Source organism: Streptomyces sp. TOM-9 (assembly GCF_056858595.1).
The window spans coordinates 9,253,630-9,276,118 of sequence record NZ_JBXEQB010000001.1 but is presented as its reverse complement, the minus strand read 5'-3'; the positions used below and the strand labels follow the sequence as shown (position 1 = coordinate 9,276,118).

16 protein-coding genes and 1 pseudogene are annotated in these 22,489 nt (G+C 70.0%); 8 read left to right on the top strand and 9 right to left on the bottom strand.

The features are described from left to right. Positions 1-109 precede the first annotated feature (109 nt). The 3 genes from AC1VWI_RS42420 to AC1VWI_RS42410 all read right to left on the bottom strand — a co-directional run bounded on the left by AC1VWI_RS42420 (position 110) and on the right by AC1VWI_RS42410 (position 2,801). A complete protein-coding gene (locus AC1VWI_RS42420; RefSeq protein WP_499516399.1) occupies positions 110-790 on the bottom strand; it encodes a GNAT family N-acetyltransferase in 681 nt (226 codons plus the stop codon). Between the two features lie 367 nt (positions 791-1,157). Then, entirely contained in the window at positions 1,158-2,435 is a 1,278-nt protein-coding gene (locus tag AC1VWI_RS42415) for an MFS transporter (RefSeq protein ID WP_499517051.1), read from the bottom strand. A gap of 153 nt (positions 2,436-2,588) precedes the next feature. Continuing rightward, positions 2,589-2,801: an MbtH family protein gene (locus AC1VWI_RS42410; protein ID WP_499516398.1), complete on the bottom strand. Its 213-nt coding sequence runs from the start codon at positions 2,799-2,801 to the stop codon at positions 2,589-2,591. A gap of 517 nt (positions 2,802-3,318) precedes the next feature. Here AC1VWI_RS42410 and AC1VWI_RS42405 point away from each other — a divergent pair. Then, positions 3,319-4,059: a thioesterase II family protein gene (locus tag AC1VWI_RS42405; RefSeq protein WP_499516397.1), complete on the top strand. Its 741-nt coding sequence runs from the start codon at positions 3,319-3,321 to the stop codon at positions 4,057-4,059. 34 nt (positions 4,060-4,093) lie between these two features. On the opposite strand, the gene AC1VWI_RS42400 is transcribed toward AC1VWI_RS42405, so the two are convergent. Next, a complete protein-coding gene (locus AC1VWI_RS42400; protein ID WP_499516396.1) occupies positions 4,094-4,891 on the bottom strand; it encodes an MBL fold metallo-hydrolase in 798 nt (265 codons plus the stop codon). A 96-nt stretch (positions 4,892-4,987) separates the two neighbouring features. Here AC1VWI_RS42400 and AC1VWI_RS42395 point away from each other — a divergent pair, with 96 nt between their 5' ends. Both AC1VWI_RS42395 and AC1VWI_RS42390 read left to right on the top strand, forming a co-directional pair. After that, positions 4,988-5,596, top strand: a complete 609-nt coding sequence (locus AC1VWI_RS42395) for an ABATE domain-containing protein (RefSeq protein ID WP_499516395.1) — start codon at positions 4,988-4,990, stop codon at positions 5,594-5,596. Between the two features lie 120 nt (positions 5,597-5,716). Then, positions 5,717-5,947: a hypothetical protein gene (locus tag AC1VWI_RS42390; protein ID WP_499516394.1), complete on the top strand. Its 231-nt coding sequence runs from the start codon at positions 5,717-5,719 to the stop codon at positions 5,945-5,947. Here AC1VWI_RS42390 and AC1VWI_RS42385 read toward each other — a convergent pair. Together AC1VWI_RS42385 and AC1VWI_RS42380 are read right to left on the bottom strand one after the other, a co-directional pair. Continuing rightward, a pseudogene (locus AC1VWI_RS42385) lies at positions 5,910-6,092 on the bottom strand (hypothetical protein); the annotation flags it as partial. The gene AC1VWI_RS42390 and the pseudogene AC1VWI_RS42385 sit on opposite strands and share 38 nt — an antisense overlap. Before the next feature lie 543 nt (positions 6,093-6,635). Beyond that, a complete protein-coding gene (locus tag AC1VWI_RS42380; RefSeq protein ID WP_499516393.1) occupies positions 6,636-11,285 on the bottom strand; it encodes a family 78 glycoside hydrolase catalytic domain in 4,650 nt (1,549 codons plus the stop codon). 619 nt (positions 11,286-11,904) lie between these two features. On the opposite strand from AC1VWI_RS42380, the gene AC1VWI_RS42375 reads away from it, so the two are divergent. Further along, the gene (locus AC1VWI_RS42375; protein WP_499516392.1) at positions 11,905-12,426 is read left to right on the top strand and encodes an NUDIX hydrolase; all 522 of its coding nucleotides are present in this window, start codon (positions 11,905-11,907) and stop codon (positions 12,424-12,426) included. A gap of 574 nt (positions 12,427-13,000) precedes the next feature. Continuing rightward, positions 13,001-13,600, top strand: coding sequence for a hypothetical protein (locus tag AC1VWI_RS42370; RefSeq protein ID WP_499516391.1), 600 nt, complete (start codon positions 13,001-13,003; stop codon positions 13,598-13,600). Positions 13,601-13,771: 171 nt separating this feature from the next. Here AC1VWI_RS42370 and AC1VWI_RS42365 read toward each other — a convergent pair whose 3' ends face one another. Beyond that, entirely contained in the window at positions 13,772-14,548 is a 777-nt protein-coding gene (locus AC1VWI_RS42365) for a DUF427 domain-containing protein (protein ID WP_499516390.1), read from the bottom strand. 362 nt (positions 14,549-14,910) lie between these two features. On the opposite strand from AC1VWI_RS42365, the gene AC1VWI_RS42360 reads away from it, so the two are divergent. Further along, positions 14,911-15,441 carry a hypothetical protein gene (locus tag AC1VWI_RS42360; protein WP_499516389.1) on the top strand — a complete coding sequence of 177 codons (531 nt, stop codon included), beginning with the start codon at positions 14,911-14,913 and terminating at the stop codon, positions 15,439-15,441. 378 nt (positions 15,442-15,819) lie between these two features. Here AC1VWI_RS42360 and AC1VWI_RS42355 read toward each other — a convergent pair whose 3' ends face one another. Then, a complete protein-coding gene (locus AC1VWI_RS42355) occupies positions 15,820-16,572 on the bottom strand; it encodes a helix-turn-helix domain-containing protein (RefSeq protein ID WP_499516388.1) in 753 nt (250 codons plus the stop codon). Between the two features lie 240 nt (positions 16,573-16,812). Here AC1VWI_RS42355 and AC1VWI_RS42350 point away from each other — a divergent pair, with 240 nt between their 5' ends. Both AC1VWI_RS42350 and AC1VWI_RS42345 read left to right on the top strand, forming a co-directional pair. Beyond that, positions 16,813-17,478 (top strand): DUF4097 family beta strand repeat-containing protein, encoded by a 666-nt coding sequence (locus tag AC1VWI_RS42350; RefSeq protein WP_499516387.1) that lies wholly within the window; start codon positions 16,813-16,815, stop codon positions 17,476-17,478. A gap of 160 nt (positions 17,479-17,638) precedes the next feature. After that, entirely contained in the window at positions 17,639-18,457 is an 819-nt protein-coding gene (locus AC1VWI_RS42345) for an alpha/beta fold hydrolase (RefSeq protein WP_499516386.1), read from the top strand. Positions 18,458-18,606: 149 nt separating this feature from the next. Here AC1VWI_RS42345 and AC1VWI_RS42340 read toward each other — a convergent pair whose 3' ends face one another. After that, positions 18,607-22,323, bottom strand: coding sequence for a S8 family peptidase (locus tag AC1VWI_RS42340; RefSeq protein WP_499516385.1), 3,717 nt, complete (start codon positions 22,321-22,323; stop codon positions 18,607-18,609). Between the last annotated feature and the right edge of the window lie 166 nt (positions 22,324-22,489).

The window sequence follows — 22,489 nt, the reverse complement described above, 5'->3', positions numbered from 1 at the left end:
TGGGCCCCGCGAGCGCGGGAGGGCGGAGCGGCAGGAACGGGATCTCCTTCTGGTCAGCCGACGTAGACACCCGGATGATCACCGCTGTCGTCCCCGTGCTTCTGCCGCGTCAACTCCCGCTCAGCGCGGCCGGTCTACACGATCCCGGAACGTGCAACATCCCTGGGCGGGCGGCGGCGGCCAGGGCCGGCGAAGGTTGCCCGACTTGGTGCAGCCGGACTCGGACCGGCGTGGAGAAGCGGCGGCAGACGTGGACCCGGGCGAACTCGCCCCGCAGTCGCTCTTCGTCGGCGAGCGTGGCGTGCAGGAACAGTGCGATGGGCCGCAGGCCTCCTCGGGCCGCCTCGATCGCGTGGCCGGGTTCATCGGACGAGGTGTAGTGGTTGGCGTAGACGTGCAGGTAGTGGTCGCTCTCGGCGAAGCCCATCGCCCGATACCAGGCCAGGGTGTCCGCGTCGTCGCGCGTCCAGGCGTCCAGCGTGGAAGCCCCGGCGGCCCGGGCCCGCGAGCGGGTCTTCTCCAGCAGTCGGCGGCCGATGCCGCGGTGCTGGTGGTCGGGGTGGACTGCGACGGTGTCGATGGTGGCCAGGTCGCCCTCGACGCTGGTGTCCATGATCCCGACGAGGCGGTCGTGCTCGTCGACCGCGACCAGGTCCAGGCCCGGGGCCGACGTGCCGGGCCTGGCCCGGAGGACGTCGTCGAAGTAGGCGGTGGTCAAGAAGGCCAGCACCCGGCAGTGCAGCCAAGCGGTCTCATCGGCGGGCGTGTACTCGCGGACGGTGTAGTTCACGGTCGTGATCCTCTGCAGGCGTGGTGGTGTGCGGACGGCGGCTGCAGAGGCGAGGGATCACGCCGCAGATCCTGGCCGACCCCGCGGACGGTCGGCAGGCGAGTTTCCCGCTCCCGCGGACCTGGCATGCGAAACGCCAGGTCAACGGCATCCGTCCTGCGCGGCAGCACCGCCTCCGGCAGCAGCACATGGGTCGTCGCGCGGGCAGGGCACCGCGTACGGCGGGGCCTCAACGTCAGCCCCGCACCGAACCGGTCCCGGGTCCTACGAGGCCGCGCATGATCGACGGCCCCGCTCCTGCGGCCCTCAGCCCACCCCATCCGGCACTGCGTCGCCGCCACCCGCTCGGGGCGGGAGCGTCGTCGCGTCACGGGAGATGCGGATCCACGTTCACCAGCGGGGCCGGCGCGCCGGCGGTCTCATCAACTGCGGCATCGACGTGGGAGCCGAAAAGAAACGCGCCGGCCAGGCACAACAGTACCGCTCCGGCAAGGAAGGAAGCCCGGGGGCCGATGCCGTAGTAGACCAGCCCTGTCAGCAGGACCCCCAAGGCGCCCGCACCCACGTTGACCATCTGAAAGGTCATGCTGACCCGGCCCAGCAGACCGGCCGGAACCTGTGTCTGGCGAAGTGAAGCCGCAGTGACGTTCCACACCAGGCTCACCGCTCCGTACCAGGCGACGAACAGCACCGCTGCCGTGGCCGATCCGGCCAGGCCGATGCCGGCGCAGATGCCCCCCATGATCAGTGAGCCGATCCACAGCACGCGGACCGGACCGATCCGGGTCCCCAGGTAGGACGCAAGCGGCACACCGGCGATCCCACCGACCGCGAACGCCGCCACCAGCAGGGCATAACCGGAGCTTCCCATTTCCAGTGTTTGCCGCGCGTACAGGACCAGAACGGACATCAGGCCGGCCACCACGAGATTGACCAGCGCGGACATGGCCCACACACGACGCAGCAGACCGTGCCGCCACAACCAGCGGAGACCGTGCAGAGCGTCCTCACGTAGTGACCGCCGAGCGTCAGGGGTGTCGCCGGACGCGGCCGGACGACCACCCGGCATCAGCAGAATGAGCCCTGCAGAGCACATGAATGACAAGGTGTCGATTACGAGCGGCAGTGCCGGTGTGATCTCGAAAAGGACGGCTCCCACCGGTGCGCCCACCAAGCTCCCGGCAATCAGCCAGCTGGCCTGGAGGCGTCCGTTGGCCTTGGTCAGCGATTCAGGGGCGACCAGGGAGGGCACGAGGCCGGACCAAGCGCCACTGTAGAGCGTGTGGCCGCAGCCCAGGAGAAAGGCGACCCCGGCCAGCATGGGGATCGACAGGCCCTGGAACACCGTGAGAAGCGCGACACCGGCCATGATCGCTGCCCGTGCCATGTCGACGAGCCACAGGACACGACGACGCTCAAGCCTGTCCGCGAGGACACCGGACACCAGGCTGACCAGAAGCCACGGAAGCTGTCCCGCGAAGGCCACCAGCGCGACCTGCCGGGCGTCGTCAGTGAGGTCGGCGGTGAGCAGAGGAAGGGCGACCTGCCGCATGCCGTCACCCAGACTGGAGACGGTCACCGAGGCCCAGACGGCGTGGAACTGCCGGGGCAGTTGCGGGCGGGTGTTTCGCCTTGGAGAGCGCATAGAAGGTTTCAGTAGATCAGCGGACCCGGACATGAGGGGCTCGTGGAGCGGGACCGCGATTCGGCCGACGGCCCACGCCGAGAGCGCTGGATCGCGCCCGGCAAGGTTTCGCTGCGGCTGACGCGACCGAGCCCCTGTTGTCTCGGATACGACTCAGTTGCCGTCCATGGCGTCAACAAGGCTCTTCGGCCGCATGTCGGTCCACGCCTGCTCGATGTAGTCCAGGCAGTCCTGCCGAGGAGCCTCGCCGAACGCGGTCTCCCAGCCGTCGGGGACCTCGACGAATACCGGCCACAGCGAGTACTGCCGCTCCGCGTTGACCAACACGAGGTACTGGGCGTCCTGGTCCTCGAACGGGTTCGTCATGACCATTTCCTTGTTCTCTGGTACTGGGTACTGCTCGAGGGAGGTCGCGCTCACGCGACGGCCGGATAGCAATTGAAGCTCCATGGTTGGTTCATCTTTTCACCAAATGCAACACTCCGGTGAGCGCAAGATCATCGGCAGGTTTACTGCGCCCCAACCTTTGGGGCGCTCACCGGTGCTCAGGTCTCACGTTGTGACATGACGGAACGCCAGGTGACAGGCCGCACCGCACTTCGATCCCACCCGGAACGACGTGCTAGCCTTCACCGGCTTCCGACGTGAGATCTGGCGGCAGGACTGATCCGCACACTCCGCAGGAACGGCTGGCCAAGGAAATCCGGCGCCGCACCAGGGGTACTCACCACCTTCCTCAAACCACCGCGCATCAGCCGGCCGGTGCCGTCCTGACGTAGCAGAGTGGCGGAAGGACCGAAGCCCGACGCTGACAACAGAGAAGAGAAGAGACGTGATGCACCGCCCGGCCAGTGGGACGTCGCTTCACCCCTGGTTCCGACAGGTGCGGAACTGCCGCGCCCCACGCCTGCGGCTCATCTGCTTCCCGCACGCGGGAGGATCGGCCGGCTTCTTCCGTTCCTGGGCCGGACTCGTTCCCGACGATGTCGAACTGCTGGCCGTCAGATACCCGGGGCGGGAGGACCGCTTTGCCGAACCGCCGGCCCAGCGCATGGAGGAGCTCGCCGAGCCGATCGCTCAGGCATGTGCGAAGCTCGCCGGCAGTCCGCTGGTCCTCTTCGGCCACAGCATGGGCGCTTCCGTGGCATTCGAAGTCGCGGCACGCCTGGCGGCGGCTCCCGCCGCGACCGGACTCGAGGCATTGTTCGTCTCGGGTCGGCCCGGTCCCGAGAAGATGCGCTCCCGGAATCTCGCCGACGCGAGCGACGAGGAACTGGTCGAGGAACTGGTCGCCATGAGCGGCACCAATGCGGAGGTGCTCGCCAACCCGGAGCTCCGGGAGCTGTTCCTTCCGGTGATCCGGGGCGACTACCGCCTCCTCGACGCCTACGAGGCCACGGTCCCGCCGCCGACTCTGGCCGTTCCAGTCGTCGCCTACTACGGCGACCAGGACGAGCACGTCGACGAGGACGCGGTGAACGCCTGGTCCGCAGTGACCCGGTCGGGCTTCGCCACACGCTCCTTCCCCGGCGGGCACTTCTACCTCGAACAGCACGCGGCACCCCTGGTCGCCGACCTGTTCGCCCGCCTCGACACGAACGCACCGCACCCGGACCAGGGCTGACGCGCCGGACATGCACGAGGGCCTCGTCCACGGTTCAGGCTGAGGAACGCTGCGCCCAGTCCTGGTCCAGGCGGTCGGCCAGACCCGCGGCGGCAAAGGCGGCCTCCAGGTCCTCGCGGCCCTCGGTGAAGTGGGCCCAGCTGTCGTGGTGGACCGGGACGACACGGCGGGCGTCGAGGATCCGGGCGGCCTCGGCGGCCTGCGCGCTGTCCAGGACGATCAGGTTGCCGTCGAAGAGCACGGGAAAACGAGGTGCACCGGCGAACAGGATGGCGGTGTCCACCGGGGCGAAGCGCTCGGCGATCTCCTTGACGGCGTCGAGGGAAGCGTTGTCGCCGCTGACGTAGACCGTGGGAAGGCCCTCTCCGGTCAGGACGAAACCGACGACCTGGCCGGTGAAGGGCTCGACCTCCTCGCGCGGGCCGGGGCCGTGGACGGCGGGAACACCGGTGACGGTGACGGTGCCGCCGCCCGGGCGCTCCAACTCGACCGTCTCCCAGTCGGCCAAACCCTTGGCCTTCTGCCCGAGGCGCTCGCCTCCGCCGGGGGTGGTCAGGGTGAGGGGGACGTCGGCGAGCAGAGCACGGCCGGAGGTGTCCAGGTTGTCGGGGTGCTCGTCGTGGGAGAGCAGGACCACGTCGACGGGGCCGACATCGGCGGGGGTGCCGGTGGAGGGGGCGGTCTTGGTCAGGACCGGGCGGCCGGGCCGGCCGTAGTCGCCGGGGCCGTCGAACGTCGGGTCGGTCAAGAACCGCAGGCCGCCGTACTCGAACAAGGCGGTCGGGCCGCCGTACGTGCGGACCGGGAACTGATCGGCGTTGAGCTCGGACATCACGTCTTCCTCATTCCTCACGCAAAAGATCTGTGTTTAACGTGACACCAGGCTAGGCAGGCCTCATGGAAAAAAGCAACCGCTACCATGAGAAGCATGGACGACACCCTGGCCACCGACACAGCGCGGACCGCCCTGCCCCCAGCTCCGGGTGCCGGCCAGTACCGCTCCCTGGACTTCGCCAACACCGCCGCGACCCTGCCCGCGGGCCAGAGCTACGACCTGCTCGCCACCCCCGGATCCGCCATGCACTGGCTCGTCGCCCACGACCTGACCACCCCGGACGTGCAGTTGTACGAGGTGTGCGCACAGCGGATGCGCGCGCTTCGCGCACACGTACGCGCCCTGTTCGCCGCCCGCGTCACCGGCACCACGCCGCCCGAAGACTCCCTGAGCGCGGTGAACGAGGCACTCACGGCTGTACCCACCGCACCCCTCCTCGCCTGGGACGGGGCTCAGGGACTGCGCCGCATCCAGGCACACCCCACCGACCAGGCCGTCAACCACGCACTGGCGACCCTCGCCGCCGACGCCGCCGACCTGCTCACCGGTCCCGACGCCGGCATCCTCGCCACCTGTGGCTCCGCCCCCTGCGACCGGTTCCTCATGCGTACCCACGGCCGGCGCCACTGGTGCTCCATCCGCTGCGGCGACCGCGCCCGCGCAGCCCGCGCCTACGCCCGGCGCAACGGCGCCTCGGGCTGACGCGCCGCCCAGAACCCCACCCCGGGCTCGTGCCGGCCCCTCATGCCGCCCCCGCGCAACCCGACGGATCACGCGTTCGTCCGCACTGATGAGCCCAACCCACACCACCAAGAGGCGGCCATGTCGCACCCCGCGGAACCACTCGTCGAATACTGCTTCATCATCACCTTCAGCCATCGTGACCAGGATCTGATGACCTTCTCCGGCACCTACACACCCGCGCCTGGAATGACCAGGCACGACGTCTACACCACCATCCATGCCGATCACGTGCGGCAGTTGCCCTCACACGTGCAGAGCAGCTTCTACCAGGTCACCTTCTTCTCCCTGGAGCGCAACCAGCTGACTTGACATCCTCCCCGTCCCAAAGGACGGGGATTCCTGGCTCACGTTGGCTGGGGACCGGCGGTCCGCCAGCGCTTACACGATCGGCACCAGCCGGGTTGAGACCAGCCCGGACCAGCATCACGCGGGCGGAGTTCCTGACCCTGGGGCTGGGCGGGATCGCCCAGCCCCAGGGTCACCGCACGCCAACGCACCCGCGTCGCCGCGAGAAGGACGTCCGATGGGCCGGCAACCCGCGGCCGGTCGAGCTGAGCGTGGGCGGGCGCATCATGGCTGCGCGTCGCAGGCTTGGTTATCGACCGTCGTCATGAGTGCCACCGAGGACGCGGCCATCGCCACACCCAGCGCGTTCCGGAACGGGGCCGCGCCTCTGGCGGGCACCCTCGCACCCGGTGCGACAGCGATGAAGACCGACGACGCGGTGATCGACCGCAGGCACGGCCGGAAGATCCTCGTCGTCGTACGACGTGCCGGCAGCGTGGCGGCACCCGAGTTCATCGGCAGTATCCGCGGACAGGCCCCAGGCGAGAGGCGGCACGGCCGGCGGGGTATCGCGACACCGATCAACCGTCCAGGGCCGCGGGGCCCCAGCGCACAGGCAAGGGCGTGCCAGATGGCCTTGCCCTTGCCGCGGGTCGTGTGCCTGAGCACCCCGTCACGGGGTGCTCAGGCACACGAGGTGTCGCCGGCTACATCAGTCGACTGGCATCACCCACACGTCGGCGATCGAGGGGTCGTAGTCGGCGCCGGTGTCCTGGAAGCGGAGCCGCACGGTGCCGTCCGACGTGCCGGCGGAGGGGTCGACCACGAACTGGTGGGTGATGGTGCCCTGGCCGCCCTCGCTTCGCCTCAGGTCGACGCTGTGCACCACCTGGCCGTCGACCTGGACGTCATAGGTCTTGCGCCGAGCGCCGTCGAAGGTCTCGACGATGCGGACCACGAAGCGGCCCGTGGTCGGTACGGCGGCGTCGAACTCCATCCAGCCACCCGGGTAGGAGGAGTGGGTGTAGCGCCGTGTCAGCCCGGCCTCGATGTTCGTCCCCGAGTGCTCCGACGCCGTCAGCCGGTGGGCGGACTCCGACGGCCCGTCACCGAGGTCGACGTGGTCGCTCGACTGCGCGGGTGGGGTGGGCAGCGAGACCGCGATCGTGCCGGTCGCCTGCTCCGCCGGCGTGGAGCCGGTCGCCACGGTGACCGTGGCCGCCTGGCCGACGACGGTGAGCGGCACCGTCACGACGGCTTGGACCGTCTTCTTCTCCCCCGGGTTCAGTTGGTAGGCGACCGGGTTCGGGGTCGGCCAGCCCTCGGGGAGGGCGAGCGTGAGCTTGCCGGACTGCACCACATCGGTGCGGTTGGTCAGCACGGTGGCGACGGTGGCCTCCTGGCCCGGGCCGGCCGGGTCAGGCGTGGTGGACACACCGTCGATGGCGACGCCGGGGGCGACCGGCAGGCCCGCCGACACCGGTAGCGTCGCCGTTCCTCCCGCGTATTGGTAGGACACCGAGCCGGTGAGGTCGGCCATGGACGCCTGCGCGTTGGTCGCCACGGTGACGTCGTAGGCGTGCTTGACCGTACTGCCCGCGCCTGTGGTGGACGCGTGCCGGCCCACGGGCTTCACCGTCCAGCCGCTGGGCGCCTGCAGAGATGAATCGACGCCGGTCAGTGGCCGCTTGCCGGTGTTCTTCAACGCCACGGTCACGCGGACGACATCGCCCGGGAGGATCTCGTCGGCCGGCACCTCCAGCGTGGCGACTGCGCCGACCAGGCGCGACGATGCCCGCGAGAGGGTCCGTTCGATACCGGTCAGTGCATCACGCAGCGCCGTGGCCGCCGTCTTGTCGATGGTGCCCTGATCGGCGTACGTCTGCGTCCATCGGTCGAGGTCCGCCACGCCGGCGAGCGCACGGTGCACCGCGGCGGCGGTCAGCCGCTCGTCCGCGCCCTCACTCTGCAGGCGCCAGGCGGCTGCGAGTTCGGTCCGCATCAGGGCGGTGCGCACCTGCAGGTGACCCTTGGCGATCTTGCCGGCGCCACGCACCTGCAGCGCGTCGACGTCGTCGGAGAACGACGCTGCTTGCTCCCGGGCCGCCCCCAGGTCCCCGAGCATCGGGTCGACCGCGAACGCATAGTGCCCCGAGCCGACCTCCAGCACCACGTCCCCGTCGGCCTGCTCGACGTATCTCACGTCGTCGACGTCACTGATCGGCGTGCCGCCCTCGGTGACCGCCCAGCGGTTCGCCGCCGGGATGCGCACCTCGGCGGTGGTGTTCGCCGGCACGGTGACGTCGAGCTTCATCGTCCCGCTGGTCGTGCTCCACGCGCTGCGCACCGTGCCGTACGGCGTCTGGTGGCTGAAGTCGACGTGGTCGATGCCCTCACCGGGCTCGGGGGCGATGAGCACCTTGCGGTAGCCCGGCTCGGCCGCCGAGACACCCGCCATGGTGCGGTACATCCACTCGCCGACCGCGCCGTACGCGTAGTGGTTGAACGAGTTCATCCCCACGTCGTTGAAGGTGCCGTCGGGGTTGATGGAGTTCCACCGTTCCCAGACGGTGGTCGCGCCCTTCCCGATCTCGTAGCCCCAGGACGGGTAGTCCTTGTGCTGCAGCAGCCGGTAGGCGATGTCGGAGCGGCCCGCCTGGGTGAGTGCCGGCAGCAGTCCGTCGACGCCGAGGAAGCCGGTCGACAGGTGGTAGTCGCGGCGCTCGAGGGTCTTGACGAACTTGGCGACGATCGCGTCACGCCGGTCGGCGGGGGCGAGGTCGTTGGTCAGCGTCAGGATGTACGAGGTCTGGCTGTCGCCCTTCACGGTGCCGTCGGCGCCGATGAACGCCGACTGGTACGCCGACCTGATCGCCTCGTAGCGCTGCTGGTACGCCGCCGCGTCGCCGTCCCGGCCGATGGCGGCCGCCATCTGCGCGAACTCGCGGGTGCTCTTGGCGACGAACGCGGTGTCGAGTACGTCGGCCGGGGTCGCGTCGTCGAGGTTGAGCCAGTCGAGGTAGCCGCCGGCGGAACGGATGTGGCCGGTGGAGTCGGCGTCGAGGAAGTCGACGTAGCCCTTCATCATGTCGTAGTTCTCGCGGATGACGTCGGTGTCGCCGTACGCCTGCCACACCGTCCAGGGCACGTGCACGCCGGAGTCCATCCAGCCGGCCGACTCGTAGCCGCCGTCGAAGCGGCCGGGGACCACGGGGGCGACGCCGGGCAGCGAGCCGTTGGGCCGCTGGGTGTCCCGCAGGTCCTGCAGCCACTTGGTCAGGAAGGACTGTGCGTCCATGTTGTAGACGGCGGTGCGGGCGAAGACGTTGATGTCGCCGGTCCAGCCCATCCGCTCGTCGCGCGCCGGGGTGTCCGTGGGGATCGACAGGAAGTTGCCGCGCATGCCCCAGACGATGTTGCTCTGCAGCTGGTCCACCAGATCGGAGTTGGTGTCGAGGCTGCTGGTGAGGTCGCCGTCGGTGCCGACGACGACACCGGTCAGGTCCTTGGCCGCGGGGGCCTGGTCGACGCCGGATATCTCGACGTACCGGAAGCCGTGGAAGGTGAACGACGGCTCGAAGGTCTCCGGCTGGTCGGTGGCGAAGGTGTAGTGGTCGGTCGCCTTCGCGGTGCGCAGGTTCGCGGTGTAGAGCGTGCCGTCGGGGTTGAGCACCTCGCCGTGCCGGATCGTCACCGTGCGGCCCGGCTGGCCCTTGAGGGTGAGGCGTACGTGGCCGACCATGTTCTGCCCGAGGTCGTAGAGGTAGACGCCGTCGGTCGGCGAGGCGATCCGCTTCGCGGTCCTGAGCTCCTGGGTGACCCGTACGTCGACCGCGGTCTGTGGCTCGAGTACGTTCACCGGCTCGTCGCGGACGTCCGCCGTGGCCCAGTGCGCGTCGTCGAAGCCCGGCTTGTCCCAGCCGCCCACCTGCTTCGCCACCCGCGCGTCGTAGGACTCGCCGTCGAGCAGGTCGGCCTCGCGGGTCGGACCGCCGGTGGTGGTCCAGGTGCCGTCGGTACGGACGGTGGTGCTGGTGCCGTCGGTGAACTCGACCAGCATCTCGGCGATCACCGAGTTGTCCTTGCCGTAGACGTCGGTGCCGAACATGGCGACCTTGCCGCTGTACCAGCCCGGCGCGACCTCGGCGCCGAGCACGTTGGCGCCGGCGCGGACCTGCCGGGTCACGTCGTAGGTCTGGTAGTCGATGCGTTTGTCGTACGCCGTCAGGCCGGGTGCGAGTTCGGCGCTGCCCACCCGGGCGCCGTTGAGCCGCAGTTCGTACACGCCGCGTGCCGATGCGTAGACGCGTGCCCGGGCGACCTTCTTACCGCCGAGATCGAACTCCTTGCGCAGCAGCGGGACAGGCTCGTCGCGGCGCAGCCAGGCTTCCCCGCCCGCGCTGTCGACGCGCAGGCCGCCGTCGGTCACGGTGCCGGACGCGAAGGTGCGGTCGCCCGCAGGGAAGGCGGTGTCGACCAGGACGGTTCCGTCGTCGCTGGTGACCGTGACGTCGCGGACCAGACCGCGCTCCGCGCCGCTGGTGCGGAAGCCCATCGTGCCGGGGCCGCCGAACGTCGCATCGGTGCGCTGGTCCAGCTGCTTGCCGTCGACGGTGGTGGTGATCGTGGCGCCGTCGACGGCGATCGCGTAGTCGTGCTCGGCGGCGAAGTCGAAGCCGGCCGGGAACGGTGTCGCCTTGAGGACCGAGTAGTTGCTGTTGCGCTTGACGTGCGGGCGCAGCGCGTCATCGGCGTCGCTGATCTGCCACATGTAGGCGTTCTCGGTGTCCTGACCGCGGAAGTAGACGCCAAGTGCCCCGTTGATGTCGGAGGCGGTGAACTTGATCGTGTAGTCGGTCCACTTGGCACCCAGCGCCGGTGTGTCCGCACCGATCCACGCGGCGGTCCACGGCCGGTCGCCCAGTGCGGTGCCGAACGTGGCGGGCGCGCTCCATTTGGAGGCGATGCCCCGGTCGTCCCATACGCGGACGGACCAGACGTAGTCGGTGTGCGGCTGCAGCGCGGGGCCGCCGTAGCGGACGCCGACCGACTGACGGGAGGAGACCTTGCCGCTGTCCCAGACATCGGGATTGCCGAGGCGGTCGGCCGAAGTGGCGACGTGTATCTCGTAGGCCCGCTGCGTGACGCCGCGGCGCTCGGAGCCGAGCTGCCAGCCGAGGGTAGGGGCCGCCAACGGGATACCCAGCGGGTCGTCAAGGGCGTTGACCGTCAAATCGCCGACGCTCGTTGCAGCGGCGGCGGGGGCGGTGGAGGCGGTGGGTGGACTCGCTGCCGTCGCCGTCGCGGGTGCCGCCACGACGAAGACTGATGCAGCGACCACCGCGGTGATCTGCTGACGCACGGGTGCTCCTCAAGAAGGGTACTGAAACGCTTCAATCACACCCTGGCGGCCAACACCCCCCATGGCAACGGGTTGGACAGATTTGATGGGACAGATTCGAGGGATCAATGAATCGGTTTAAGTCGATGAGGCCATCGCGTCCACGTGGCAGCGGGCTGGCCCGGTGGCCCGGCCTGCGAGCCCGTCGCCCACGCCGAGGCGGGTCCACGAGGCCTTGCCGTCGGGGAGGCAGCCCGGTCCGGACGGGCTCGTTCGCGGGCGTTGATGTGCACCACGGCGCACGGCACAGCACTTGGCAGGCCCGCCCTGGAAACCCGGCGGGCCGACCGGCCACTCGGGGTGCGGCAGGCTTCCACCTCACCCGGCCGACCGGCCCGGGCTCAGCGCCAGAACCTGGATGCGCGCCGCGAACTGCCCGGCGCCCGGGCGTGCCTTGAGGCAGTGGACGAGGTTGTGGCGATGCGGCCCGGCCGGGTCTGCCAGCCGGCAAGTCATTGAGAATTGAGACAGGGGCGTGATCCTTCGTTCGGTGGGGTGGGGCCGGTCTGAGTGCTCGAAGACTGTGTGACGGTCCGGTCATTCCGAGCGGGTGTCAGTGGGTTGTGCGATCCTCCGCGTCGTGGATGAACTCGTGGAACGCGTCGACGCTCAGGACCGTGTGCTGGGGGTGGTCAGTCGGCGGGACGCCGTTCGGGAGGGCTGGCTGCACCGGGTTGGCGTGGTGGTGTGCCGCGATGGGCAAGGCCGTTTTCTCGTGCATCGGCGGGCCGAGCACCTGTCCCGTTTCCCAGGGCACTATGAACTCGGAATCGGGGGTGCTGCGGGAGTCGGCGAGTCCTATGAGCAGGCAGCTGCCCGCGAGCTCAGCGAGGAGCTGGGAGTGCGGGCGACAGCGCACTTTCGGTTCAAGTTCCTCAACCGGGGCGGGCTCAGCCCTCACTGGCTTGCGGTCTGTGACGCCGTGCTTCCGCAGATCGTCGCCCCTGATCCGGCAGAGGTGGCCTGGCACGGGTGGCTGACCGAGTCCGAGCTGCGGCGCGCTCTGCAGCAGTGGACCTTCACCCCTGATAGCCAGGCGGTTCTCGATCGATATCTCGCTGGTCGTGCTGCCCCGGCTTCTGCGCAGGAACGGTGGTCATGAGCTGAGTCAGTGGGAGCCCGACCGATATTCGCTGTGAACTGCAGCCACCGGTTGGCCAGTTGATGCTCGGCGACAGTGGGGGACTTGCCCCACGGGATCGGGGCCATGACGGCGAACTAAACCCGTCTGATGCCACATAAGGCAGACGTACCGGGTGAACACGGGTGACAGCCATCGCCTGCAGCCTGGTACGCGGAGGGAAAATGCAGCACCGGCACCTCCGGGCCGACAAGGGGCGACCATTCCCGCACCGGCAAGGGGCTTCGACGGCGCCCGGTGGGGCGCCGACGCCGCTGCGCTGTCAGTCCCCCGCACTAGACTCACCGCGCGTGGCTCCCCCTGCGAACCGCGCTGCCGCGGAAGACGACGCATCCCTGAACAGGCTGCATGCCCCGATCGTGCGGAGCAGGAGGCTTCTGGGATCTTGTCCGGGGGTGGCGACGTCACACGACGCGCCTGCCACTTACGCTACGTGACGCGTAGTCACCACCGGGGCAGCCGACAGACCGCGGCCCAGCCGCGAGCAGCAGGCTGCCGAACTCCCGGTGGGGCTATACGAAGAAAGGGAAAGACTGTGAACACCAGCAAGGTTACGGCCCGGCGTCTGACGGCCGAGGAGGTCTCGGAACTGGGCCTCAAGGACGAGATCCTCGTCTCGGCAGCCATGGATGATCTCCCCCTCGGCTGCTACGCGCCGGCATCCCTCACGAAGTCGGGCAAGAATTTCGAGGGCGGATCCTTCACCGCGAGGACGGTCTTCGGCGAGGAAGTCCACATCCTCCCCGACGACGCCGAGCAGCCTGGGATATGGGTTGCCGACGAAGCCGGAGAGGAAATCGAGGTCCTGGCCAGTGCCGGCGTCCTGCTGAACCTCGCCCTCTTCGTGCCCGGCGGCAACACCGCGTCCCTCGAGTCGCTCTACGCCGCCGCACGGGAGGCGTTCGGCGCGGGAATCGTCCAGCGCTGGAACGAGGAAGTCGTCGCGGTGCCGGACGTCAAGGTCGACCTGTTCGAAGAGCCGGCCCGCGGGCGCAAGGGCACGACCGGCCAGAACCGGGACCGCCGCGCCCTGGACATCTACCCCACCCGGGTGCGGTTCATGGAAGCCAGCGCCGGCTGGAAGTTCGTCCTCGAACTCCACCAGGAACACGTCGACGAGACACCGACGATCTGAACCGGCGACGGCCCACCCCGGACGCCGGCGGCACCACGCCCCCTCCACGCCGGAGGGGGCCCCGCCGCGCCCAACCCGGTTTCAGACGGGACCAGGCTGCCCTCCCGGCCCGCGCGGGGAACAGGGGACGTGCCGTGTGGGGCGGCCCGGACTGCCGGGCCGCCCCAGGGCTCAGGGGGTGGCGGCGGCGGGCTTCGGCAGCAGGACGCCGTCGACGTACAGGTCGACGTGCTCGTTGTAGAACGCGACCAGGCCCGCGATGCGATTGGCCTGAATGGTGGGGAAATCGTACGCCCAGGCGATGTCCTGCTGCAGGTCACCGTCGCTGTCGAAGGACCAGTAGCCGCTCGTGGTCCCCTTGTAGGGGCATCGCGACACCGTGTCCGAGGCCTGCAGCCGGGCCCAGTCGACGTACATGCGCTCCACGTAGTAGCGGGTCGGCAGACCGGTCTCGAACAACTTCACGCAATTGGGCGCCTCGGCCAGCACCACCCCGTCCAGTTCCACCCGCACGCTGCTGGACGAACGCAGAGCGTCCACCCGCGAATACGGACTCCGCGGGTGGACGAAGACCGGCTCGTCCTCCTCGAACCAGGAGTCCAGCGCCTCCCACTCGAAGCGCACCTGGCCGCGCAACGGCCCAGGGGTACCCTCGTCCCACACCCACGCCGCACCCTCGCGGACCTGCGAACCCACCCGCAGCGCGTGCCGGCGTGCGGGACCGGCACCGTGATGCTCCGTGTGATGCTCATCGACGAGCACGCCGTCGACCAGGTCCTCCACCGGAATACTGAACTGCGGGTAGGCCCGCCACTCCCACACGTACAGTGCACGACGCGTGTCGAACACCACGCGGCTTCCCACCACGCCCCGGACCCTGCGCGGCACCGGCTCGACATGCCCCACCGGGACAATCAGGCTCGGATGCGCAACACTCTCACTTGCCATTGTGCCGACCTCGGTTCTCTCGTTCGTCTTGCATGCATCGCCTCGCGCGGCAGACGCCGCCCAGCACGGTGCTCCTGTCCACCGGAGCGGGCAGAGGCCGGATCGGCCCCGCCACCCACCTCACGACCGTGGTCGAGGTCGTGTCCTGCGCTGGTGACACCGCCGCGCACTTCCCCACATCCCTTACCGTCGCGGAGGGGGACCCGCCCACAGGCGGCGTACCCCCTCCGGACAAGCAGCAGCCACGCACGTCTTCTCGAGCACAGACCGGCGATGCACTACAAACGTGACAGGTTCCTGGAGGGGCTGGCTCGAAGCAGGGACCCTGCCGGTCCCGCCACCCCGTCCGGCATCCTGGAGCGGTGAGCACACCCGCAACGCCTTCACTCAGTTTGGTTCCCAGCGCTGGAGACACGTCATGGGGGCCAGAGTGGGTCCCACTCGATGCCTTCCGCGAGCCCACGGCGGTTGAGGAGCTCACCCGGTCTGCCTTCATCTGGGACAACTTCAAGGTCGACGTCAGCCTCAGGATCGGCAATGGCGACTTCTCCGACACCGCGACCTCCGTCTGCGTACTGGACTTTGTCCTCATGCTTCACGCCGCGAGGGTCACGCTCCGCAAGGACGGGCTCGCAGTGTTTGAACTGTCCGATCGACAGGACGAATGGCGCTTCACACGGGGTAAGGAGCTCATTGGGTTGCGCACCCGATACGCCACCCGGGAGGGCTGGTGCTTCCGCCCCGCAGAAGGGCACTGCCCGGCGGGTGAGTTCGACAGCCTGGTGGAGCACTCACTGACGGACGCTCTCGCTCTGATTTTCTCGAGGCAACCCGTGACACGACGGAACCCCTATCTGCAGGCGCTCGCAGGCGGCGGCTTCGGCGCTGCCTGACCGAGCCTGTCGTGCTGCTGACTGGGCACATTCATCCGTGCGTGCCCGAGCAGTTTCAGGAGCACGCCTATGACGGCTGTGAACGACCCCGGGGCTGCTGCCGATCCCGCAGTGGCGGCAGCACGTCCACCCGCCGGCCGCACGGCGCGCTCCGCGGCCGGAGTCGGCCGGTGCCATCACGCGGGCACGCCCCTGAGCAAGGCCGGCCGCCGGTAGCCAGGACAAGGCAGGACAGGACGGGACCAGTTCTGCCAGGAACCCGGCCGGACAGTAGCCCAGCGCGGTGCGGTGCGGTGACTAAAGGCACCGGGTCGGCTCTGCACGCACGCCTGCCACCGGCTCGCCGGCCGCAGCAGTCCCCGCCACCCAGAGGGCTGTCTATCCGTGGTCCGGACGCGGCGGGGCGGCGTCGGGGCTGGTGCCCGGCCTGGTGTGGAGGACTTCGCGGGCCTGCTCGGCAGCGCGGGTGATGCTTTCGCTGATGAAGTCCAGGAAACGGGCGATGTTCTCCAGCCGGGCGGCGGCAGGCGTGTCAGAGCCGAGAACGGCAACACCCTGACGTGCGGTCGCCACCAGCTGGTCGTTGGCCCGGGCGCTGGCGATCGTGGCCTGGTAGAACAGCTCGTCATCGACGACGTAGCGGTCCCGGCGGCGCTCGTCGCGCTCGCGGCGCACCAGGCTCTGGCTCTCCAGGAACGCGATCGCCTTGGAGATGGATGCCGGGCTGACCTGGAGCCGCTGGGCGAGTTCCGACGCGGTCAGGCTGCCCGCATCGGTGGTGAACAGACAGGTCAGCACCCGGGCCGACATTTTGCTCAGGCCCGAACCCATCAGCACGGTGGTGAACGTCTCCTCATATTCCGCCACCGCCTCGGCATCCCGCCCGTGCGGCTGAAGGCCCGGCTGCGCCCCCCGCGCCGAGGCGGGCCTGCGTCGGTGGGCACGGCGTTCGGTGGCCCGGTGCGCCAGGTCGGCGCGGTAGGCGGTGGGGCCGCCGTTGCGCATCACCTCCCGTGTGACCGTCGACGTCGGACGGTCCAGACGCCGGGCGATCTCGGCGTAGGGGAGGCTGTCGGCCAGTCCCAGCGCGATCTGCTGACGTTCGGTCTGGGTGAGCCTGCCGCCCGGCATCGCGGTCTCCCTCGGTGATCCTGCGTGGTGGTCCCTGACGCCCGCCACTATAGCGTTCACTCCACTGCCATTGCAATGATCGCAGCAGTGGGCGTTGCGTTCTCGGCAGAGCCGTTGCAACAGTTTCCAGGCATCTACCTGTGCAGATACGGATTTTGCGCAACAAGCTTGTTGCCACGAATTGGAAAGCAACGTAGCGTTTCCGGTGTCAGAAACCATGAGCGAACACGGGAGACCACGATGCGCACCTTCGACACCCCCGCCCCGATCTCCGCCGTCCTGGACGTCCCCGCCGGACGCATCCAGTTCATCGCCGCCGACCGCACCGACACCACCGTCGAGGTCCTGCCCGCCAACCCCGCCAAGAACAGCGACGTCCAGGCCGCCGAGCAGACCACCGTCACCTACGCCGACGGCGTCCTGCAGATCCGCAGCACCCAGGCCGGCAACCGGCTCTTCGGGCCCTCCGGGTCCCTGGAGGTCACCGTCCAGCTGCCCGCCGGCTCCCACATCCAGGCCAAGACCGCAAGCGCCGAGCTGCGCGGCGTCGGACGCCTCGGCGACATCGACTTCGACGGCGCCTACCGCCAGATCAAGATCGACGAGGCGGCCGGCGTCCGCCTCTCCGCCATCGACGGCGACATCGAGATCGGCCGGCTCACCGGCTCCGCCAAGATCAGCACCCAGCGCGGCGACATCCGCATCGCCTCGGCCCTGCGCGGCACCGTCGAACTGCACACCCAGTCCGGCGACATCACCATCGCAGCGGCCGCCGGAGTCTCGGCCACCCTGGACGCCGGCACCGGCCACGGCCGCATCAGCAACGCCCTGAAGAACAACGGCACCCCCGACCTCGACATCCAGGCCACCACCCCCCACGGCAACATCACCGCCCGCAGCCTGTAAGCGGCGCAGCACCACCCCGGGACAGCCACCGACCAAGAAGTCCCGCACGGCGGGTCACCAGCCCGCCCCGCCCCGCCCCGCCCCCGGGGCCCCGCGACCCACGTCGCGGGCCCCCACAAGGCCACACCTCACGTCCTCACACCACCAAGGCGGAAAAGACATGACCAAGAACAGCACTCCCCCGGCCGGCTCCGCGTGGAACGGCATGGTGCCCGTCGACGACACCGCCCTGGCCGTCACCGACACCGGCGGCCCCGGCACCCCCGTCCTCTACCTCAACGGCCAGTTCGCCACCCAGGGCTACTGGCGCCGGGTCATCACCGAACTCGGCTCCGGATGGCGGCACATCACCTACGACGAACGCGCCCGCGGCAGAAAATCGAAGCGCTCGGCGGACTACTCCTTCGAAGCCGCCGTCCGTGACGTCGACGCCGTCCTCGCCGCCAGGAACGTGGCACATGCAGTGCTGGTGGGCTGGTCCTACGGAGCAGTCGTCGCCGCCCACTGGGCCCACCGCAACCCCGACCGCACCCTGGGCGCGGTCCTGGTCGACGGCGCATTCCCCCACGACTGGCTGGACGGGGCCATGGAACAACGCATCCGCACCTTGTTCCGCCGCATGAGCTGGATCACCCCGCTCCTGCGCCCCACCGGCCTGACCCCCCGCATGACCGCCCACCAGATGGCCGACAGCAACATCGAACTCGGCCGGCTCTCCCGCGAACGCGAACTCGGCCCCGTCCTGGACGCCATCACCGTCCCCGTCCGCTATGTCGTCGCCTCCGGAACCTCCCTGGGAAGCCGCGGGGACGAGCAGGAACGCATACGGACCAGCCTCGAGGCCGTCACCACCCGCAACCCCACCATCCGCATCAGTGCGAAGGTCGCCAGCAACCACGGCGCCATCCTCAAAAAGGACGCCCCCGCCATCGCCCACGCCGTACACGAAGCCACCGGCCTGAACCGTGCCAACCACTGACCACACGCCACCACACACCGCCACGAACCCACGCACCACGCTGCGGCGGCAACAGCGAAGCAGGCCGGCCAGCCGCCTGCTTCGCTGTGCCATTGCGTTCGGTGCGCTCACCGCGCCGTGACCGCACCGGCGCGGTGTCGGCTCGCGGACTATCCGGCCGGCCAGTGCGGCCAGGCCGGGGCGTATCCGCACCACTGCTCCGGGCAGCCGACGCGGTAGGCCCGGGTGACCGTCTCCGTCACCGATGTGCCGGAGCGGTCCGTGGCGGTCACCTGCAGTGAGACCCAGCCGGTGCCCGTCGCGGGCACGGTCACCCGCCGGTCGCCGTCCCGGCCCCGGACCTCCGCCGCGCGCCAGGTGGCGCCGTCGTCCGTGGAGTACCGCACCGCCACCCGCTCGATGCCGGCGCCGCCGCTCACCCCGGCCTGCCGGCCGATGCCCAGGCCGAAGGTGAACTCCCGGTTCGCCGCGACCGAGTTGTCGCCGTCGAGCCCCGCCATGTCGTAGCGCGCGTCGAGCAGCGGCAGCGGGCGCTCGGCACCGGTGTGCTCCGAGCGGAACCGCCAGGTTTCCGTGACGTGCGTGCCCAGCTTCCACTCCGGGCTGTCGTGGTGCGCGGACGAGGTCATCTCGTACCACTGGCCACGTGCGGGCACGTCGAAGACGCCCTGCCCCGGCTCGTCGTTACGGGCGATCACCTTGCCGGAGCCATCGCGCAGCACCGTCTCGCCGGACTCCAGATTCCGCAGCGGCTCCGACCGGTGGCCCGCGGCGTCCGAGAACATCGGCAGCGCCAGACGCAGCTTGTCCCCGGCGCGGGTGGCCTGTGCCCGGCCGTCGGGGCCGTTGACCGACAGCGACGGGTTGAACGGCGCGGTGAGCCAGTTGTCCGTGACGGTGCGTCCCTGGCGGAGGACCGTCGGGTTGGTGTACTGCACACCCAGCGGTCCGTCGTCCAGCGCGTACTCGAACGTGGCCGTCGTCCACGGCACTTCGGGTGTGTAGTACGCCGTCATCCGCTGCGGTGCGCGGAACAGCGTCGACTGCTGGGCGAGATTGAGACCGCGGTAGGTCACCCAGCCGTAGATCCCCTTGGGGTCGTTGGGGAACCCGGTGGTGCGGAAGCTGTGGTCCACGCGGGCCAGGTCCCGGCGCCGGTCCTGCCAGTTCGCGCCCGCCGGCACCCCGTCGTCGTGGGCGTGGAACGTGAAGTAGGTGCGCTCGCCGTTGCGCTCCCCCTTGATCCGCAGGGTCACCTCGCCCTTGGCGAGCCGCTCGCGCAGCAGGGCCACACCGTGGTCGTCGGTACCCAGCGTGGGGTCGTCCGCGCCGATCGACGCCGACCCGGCCAGCAGGATCGCCGCCGGCCGCAGCGCCTTGACCGCCTGGTAGCGCCGGTCCAGCTCCTCCCAGGGCAGGCTCCAGTCCGACTCCAGGAGCACGATCCGGTCCTCGATCTCAAGACCCGTCAGGTCCCCGCCGTCGCCCGCGTCGGTGACCCGCTTCTCCAGGTCCCACTCCAGCCGCTGCGTCATCAGCCACACCGGCACGTCCACCGGGCTGCCGGAGCTGCCGGCGGTCGCCGCGAGGACGGACGGCTGCTCCCAGGAGGCGGCGGAGAAGTACGTCAGTCCGGGTATCTTCGCGCTGCCCACGGCATAGGACCGGTACGCGCCGGAGTAGAGCGGCGCGACCAGGCCCTCCGGGACGCCCGCCCCGGCCGACGAGACCAGCCCGGTCGCCGACCCCCACTCGTTGATCCGCATCTTCGGGTCGTCGATGCCCATGGTGACCGGCTTCGCGCCGGACAGGTCGGTCCGCAGCGTCCGGTCGCCGGTGAGGGTCAGGCGCCGGGCGACGGCGACGGACGTCTCGGGCACGCTCGCCCTGCCGTACCGGACGTACTCCCACACGCCGCCGAACACCCGGTAGTCGCCGACCGGCAGCCGGAGCTCCTCGGACCCCTCGGTGAGGCTGACCAGCCGGGCCTCGCCGGTCTGCTCGTTCTGCACCACCAGGTTGGTGTACGCCGTCTCGACCCCGGGCCGCAGCGCAGCGGCTTCGAGGGTGAGCGTGGCGGCCGGGCCCTCCGCGTCGACGCCGACGGGGGTGCGCGTCGTGCTGCCGTCACTGCCGTGTGCGGTGATCCAGGCGCTGTGGGCACCGGCGGACGCACGGGCGGTGTCGATCCGCACGGTCGCCTCGGCTGTGCTGCCCGCCGGGACGGTCAGCCGGCGTGTGACGAGCGAGACCGGTGCCTTGCCGCTCAGGGAGAGGTCCAGCCGGATGTCCTTGCCGCCGCTGTTGCGGTAGGTCACCGTGCGGGTCGGGTTGCCGGTGTACGGCCAGGTCAGCTCAGCGGAGACCACGGAAGGAGAGGCGGTGACCGTCGACGAGAGCGCGCCGGGCACGTCCACGCTGCCCGCGCCCTGCTCGTACACGCCGGCGCCGTCGACCGGGTCGGCGGTACCGACGAGCGCCGCCTTGAGCCGCTGCGCGTCCCAGTCCGGGTGCCGCTGCTTGAGGATGGCGGCCGCCCCGGAGACGTGCGGGGTCGCCATGGAGGTGCCGCTGATCGTCGCGTAGAACTCGCTGTTCGCGGCGCCGTCCAGCGTGCCCGCGGCTCGGGCGGCGGTGATCGCGCTGCCGGGCGCGGTGATCTCGGGCTTGACGCCTCCGTCGGTCACCGCCGGTCCCTGGGAGGAGAACGACGACATCGCACCCTCCTTGGTGATCGACCCGACGGTCAGGGCGCTCGGAGCGGCGGCCGGCGTGCCGATGGTGCCCGGCTTGCCCTCGTTGCCGGCCGCGACGACGAACAGCGGTCCGCCGTCCCCGGACAGGGTCTCGACGGCCTGGGAGATCGGGTCGCTGCCGTCGCTCGGCAGGTTGGAGCCGAGGCTCATCGAGACGATGTCGGCGTCCTGGGCGGCGGCCCATTCCATGCCTTCGAGGATTCCGCTGAAACTGCCGGACCCGCTGCCGTCGAGCACCTTGCCGATCAGCAGGTCGGCCCCCGGTGCGACGCCCTTGTAGCGGCCCTGCGAGGCGGCACCGCTTCCGGCGACGGTGGAGGCGACGTGCGTGCCGTGGCCGTGGAGGTCGGTGACGTCCTCGTCCCAGGTGAAGTTCTTCTCCGCGACGACCTTGTTCTTCAGGTCGGGGTGGGCGGGGTCGTACCCGGTGTCCAGCACGGCGACGCGCACGCCCTTGCCGTCAAGCCCCTTGCGCCATGCCTGGGGCGCGCCGGTCATGGCGACGGACCGGTCGAGGCTCGCCTCGACCTCGGCGTCCAGCCAGAGTTTCCCGGACGCGGCGGCGCGGGACGTCCCGCCGGCGGCGAGGAAGCCCCGCCAGGCCGTGGCCGCCTCGGACTTGGCGACCGTACGCGCCGCCAGCCCAAGCTCGGGGAAGGTGTCCCGCTGCGTGGACCCGCGGAGCGCGGGACCCGCCTGGGCCGTCGTGATCAGCGGAATGGACGCCCGGGTCGCGTCGTCGAGCCCTTGCGCGGCGAGTGCGGTGACGTCGAAGAGCTGCCGGTCCACCCGCCCTTCGGCCAGCGGCTCCGTGGCGTCGACGGGAATCACGTACTCGTGGTCGTTGAGCCTCGCCCGGGTGAACGCGATGTGGCCCCGGCCATTGCCCGGGGTCACCCCGCTGACCTGGAGTCCGCTCCCGCTGCCGGTGAAGCCGACCCGGTCGCCGCTGATCAATGTGACGGTGTGCTGCGCGGGCGGCGCCGGCGGTACGGCCGGGCGGCCGGTGCCGGCGGCCGGCTCCGGCCCGGCTGCCGCCGGCATCCCGGTGGCGAGCAGCGCCACCGCGGTGGCCGCGACCACGGCCGCGGTCCTCGATCTGGATCGCATAACGTTGTACCAACTCCCCTGAGATCGCCCGATGAACGAGCGTCACCGGCGTGTGCCCGGCAACAGTCGGGCCAGGAGTTGACGCCGTGCCAGGTGGAAGGGGTGGCACATAGACGCCATGTCACCTGTTCGCCAGTCGGCCACCCTGCGAGCGGTGGCGTGACCA

Bases quoted from the DNA above. Each gene is read 5' to 3' on its own strand.
- AC1VWI_RS42415 (WP_499517051.1), bottom strand. From the start codon at position 2,435: ATGCGCTCTCCAAGGCGAAACACCCGCCCGCAACTGCCCCGGCAGTTC.
- AC1VWI_RS42410 (WP_499516398.1), bottom strand. From the start codon at position 2,801: ATGACGAACCCGTTCGAGGACCAGGACGCCCAGTACCTCGTGTTGGTC.
- AC1VWI_RS42400 (WP_499516396.1), bottom strand. From the start codon at position 4,891: ATGTCCGAGCTCAACGCCGATCAGTTCCCGGTCCGCACGTACGGCGGC.
- AC1VWI_RS42395 (WP_499516395.1), top strand. From the start codon at position 4,988: ATGGACGACACCCTGGCCACCGACACAGCGCGGACCGCCCTGCCCCCA.
- AC1VWI_RS42390 (WP_499516394.1), top strand. From the start codon at position 5,717: ATGTCGCACCCCGCGGAACCACTCGTCGAATACTGCTTCATCATCACC.
- AC1VWI_RS42365 (WP_499516390.1), bottom strand. From the start codon at position 14,548: ATGGCAAGTGAGAGTGTTGCGCATCCGAGCCTGATTGTCCCGGTGGGG.
- AC1VWI_RS42355 (WP_499516388.1), bottom strand. From the start codon at position 16,572: ATGCCGGGCGGCAGGCTCACCCAGACCGAACGTCAGCAGATCGCGCTG.
- AC1VWI_RS42350 (WP_499516387.1), top strand. From the start codon at position 16,813: ATGCGCACCTTCGACACCCCCGCCCCGATCTCCGCCGTCCTGGACGTC.
- AC1VWI_RS42345 (WP_499516386.1), top strand. From the start codon at position 17,639: ATGACCAAGAACAGCACTCCCCCGGCCGGCTCCGCGTGGAACGGCATG.
- AC1VWI_RS42340 (WP_499516385.1), bottom strand. From the start codon at position 22,323: ATGCGATCCAGATCGAGGACCGCGGCCGTGGTCGCGGCCACCGCGGTG.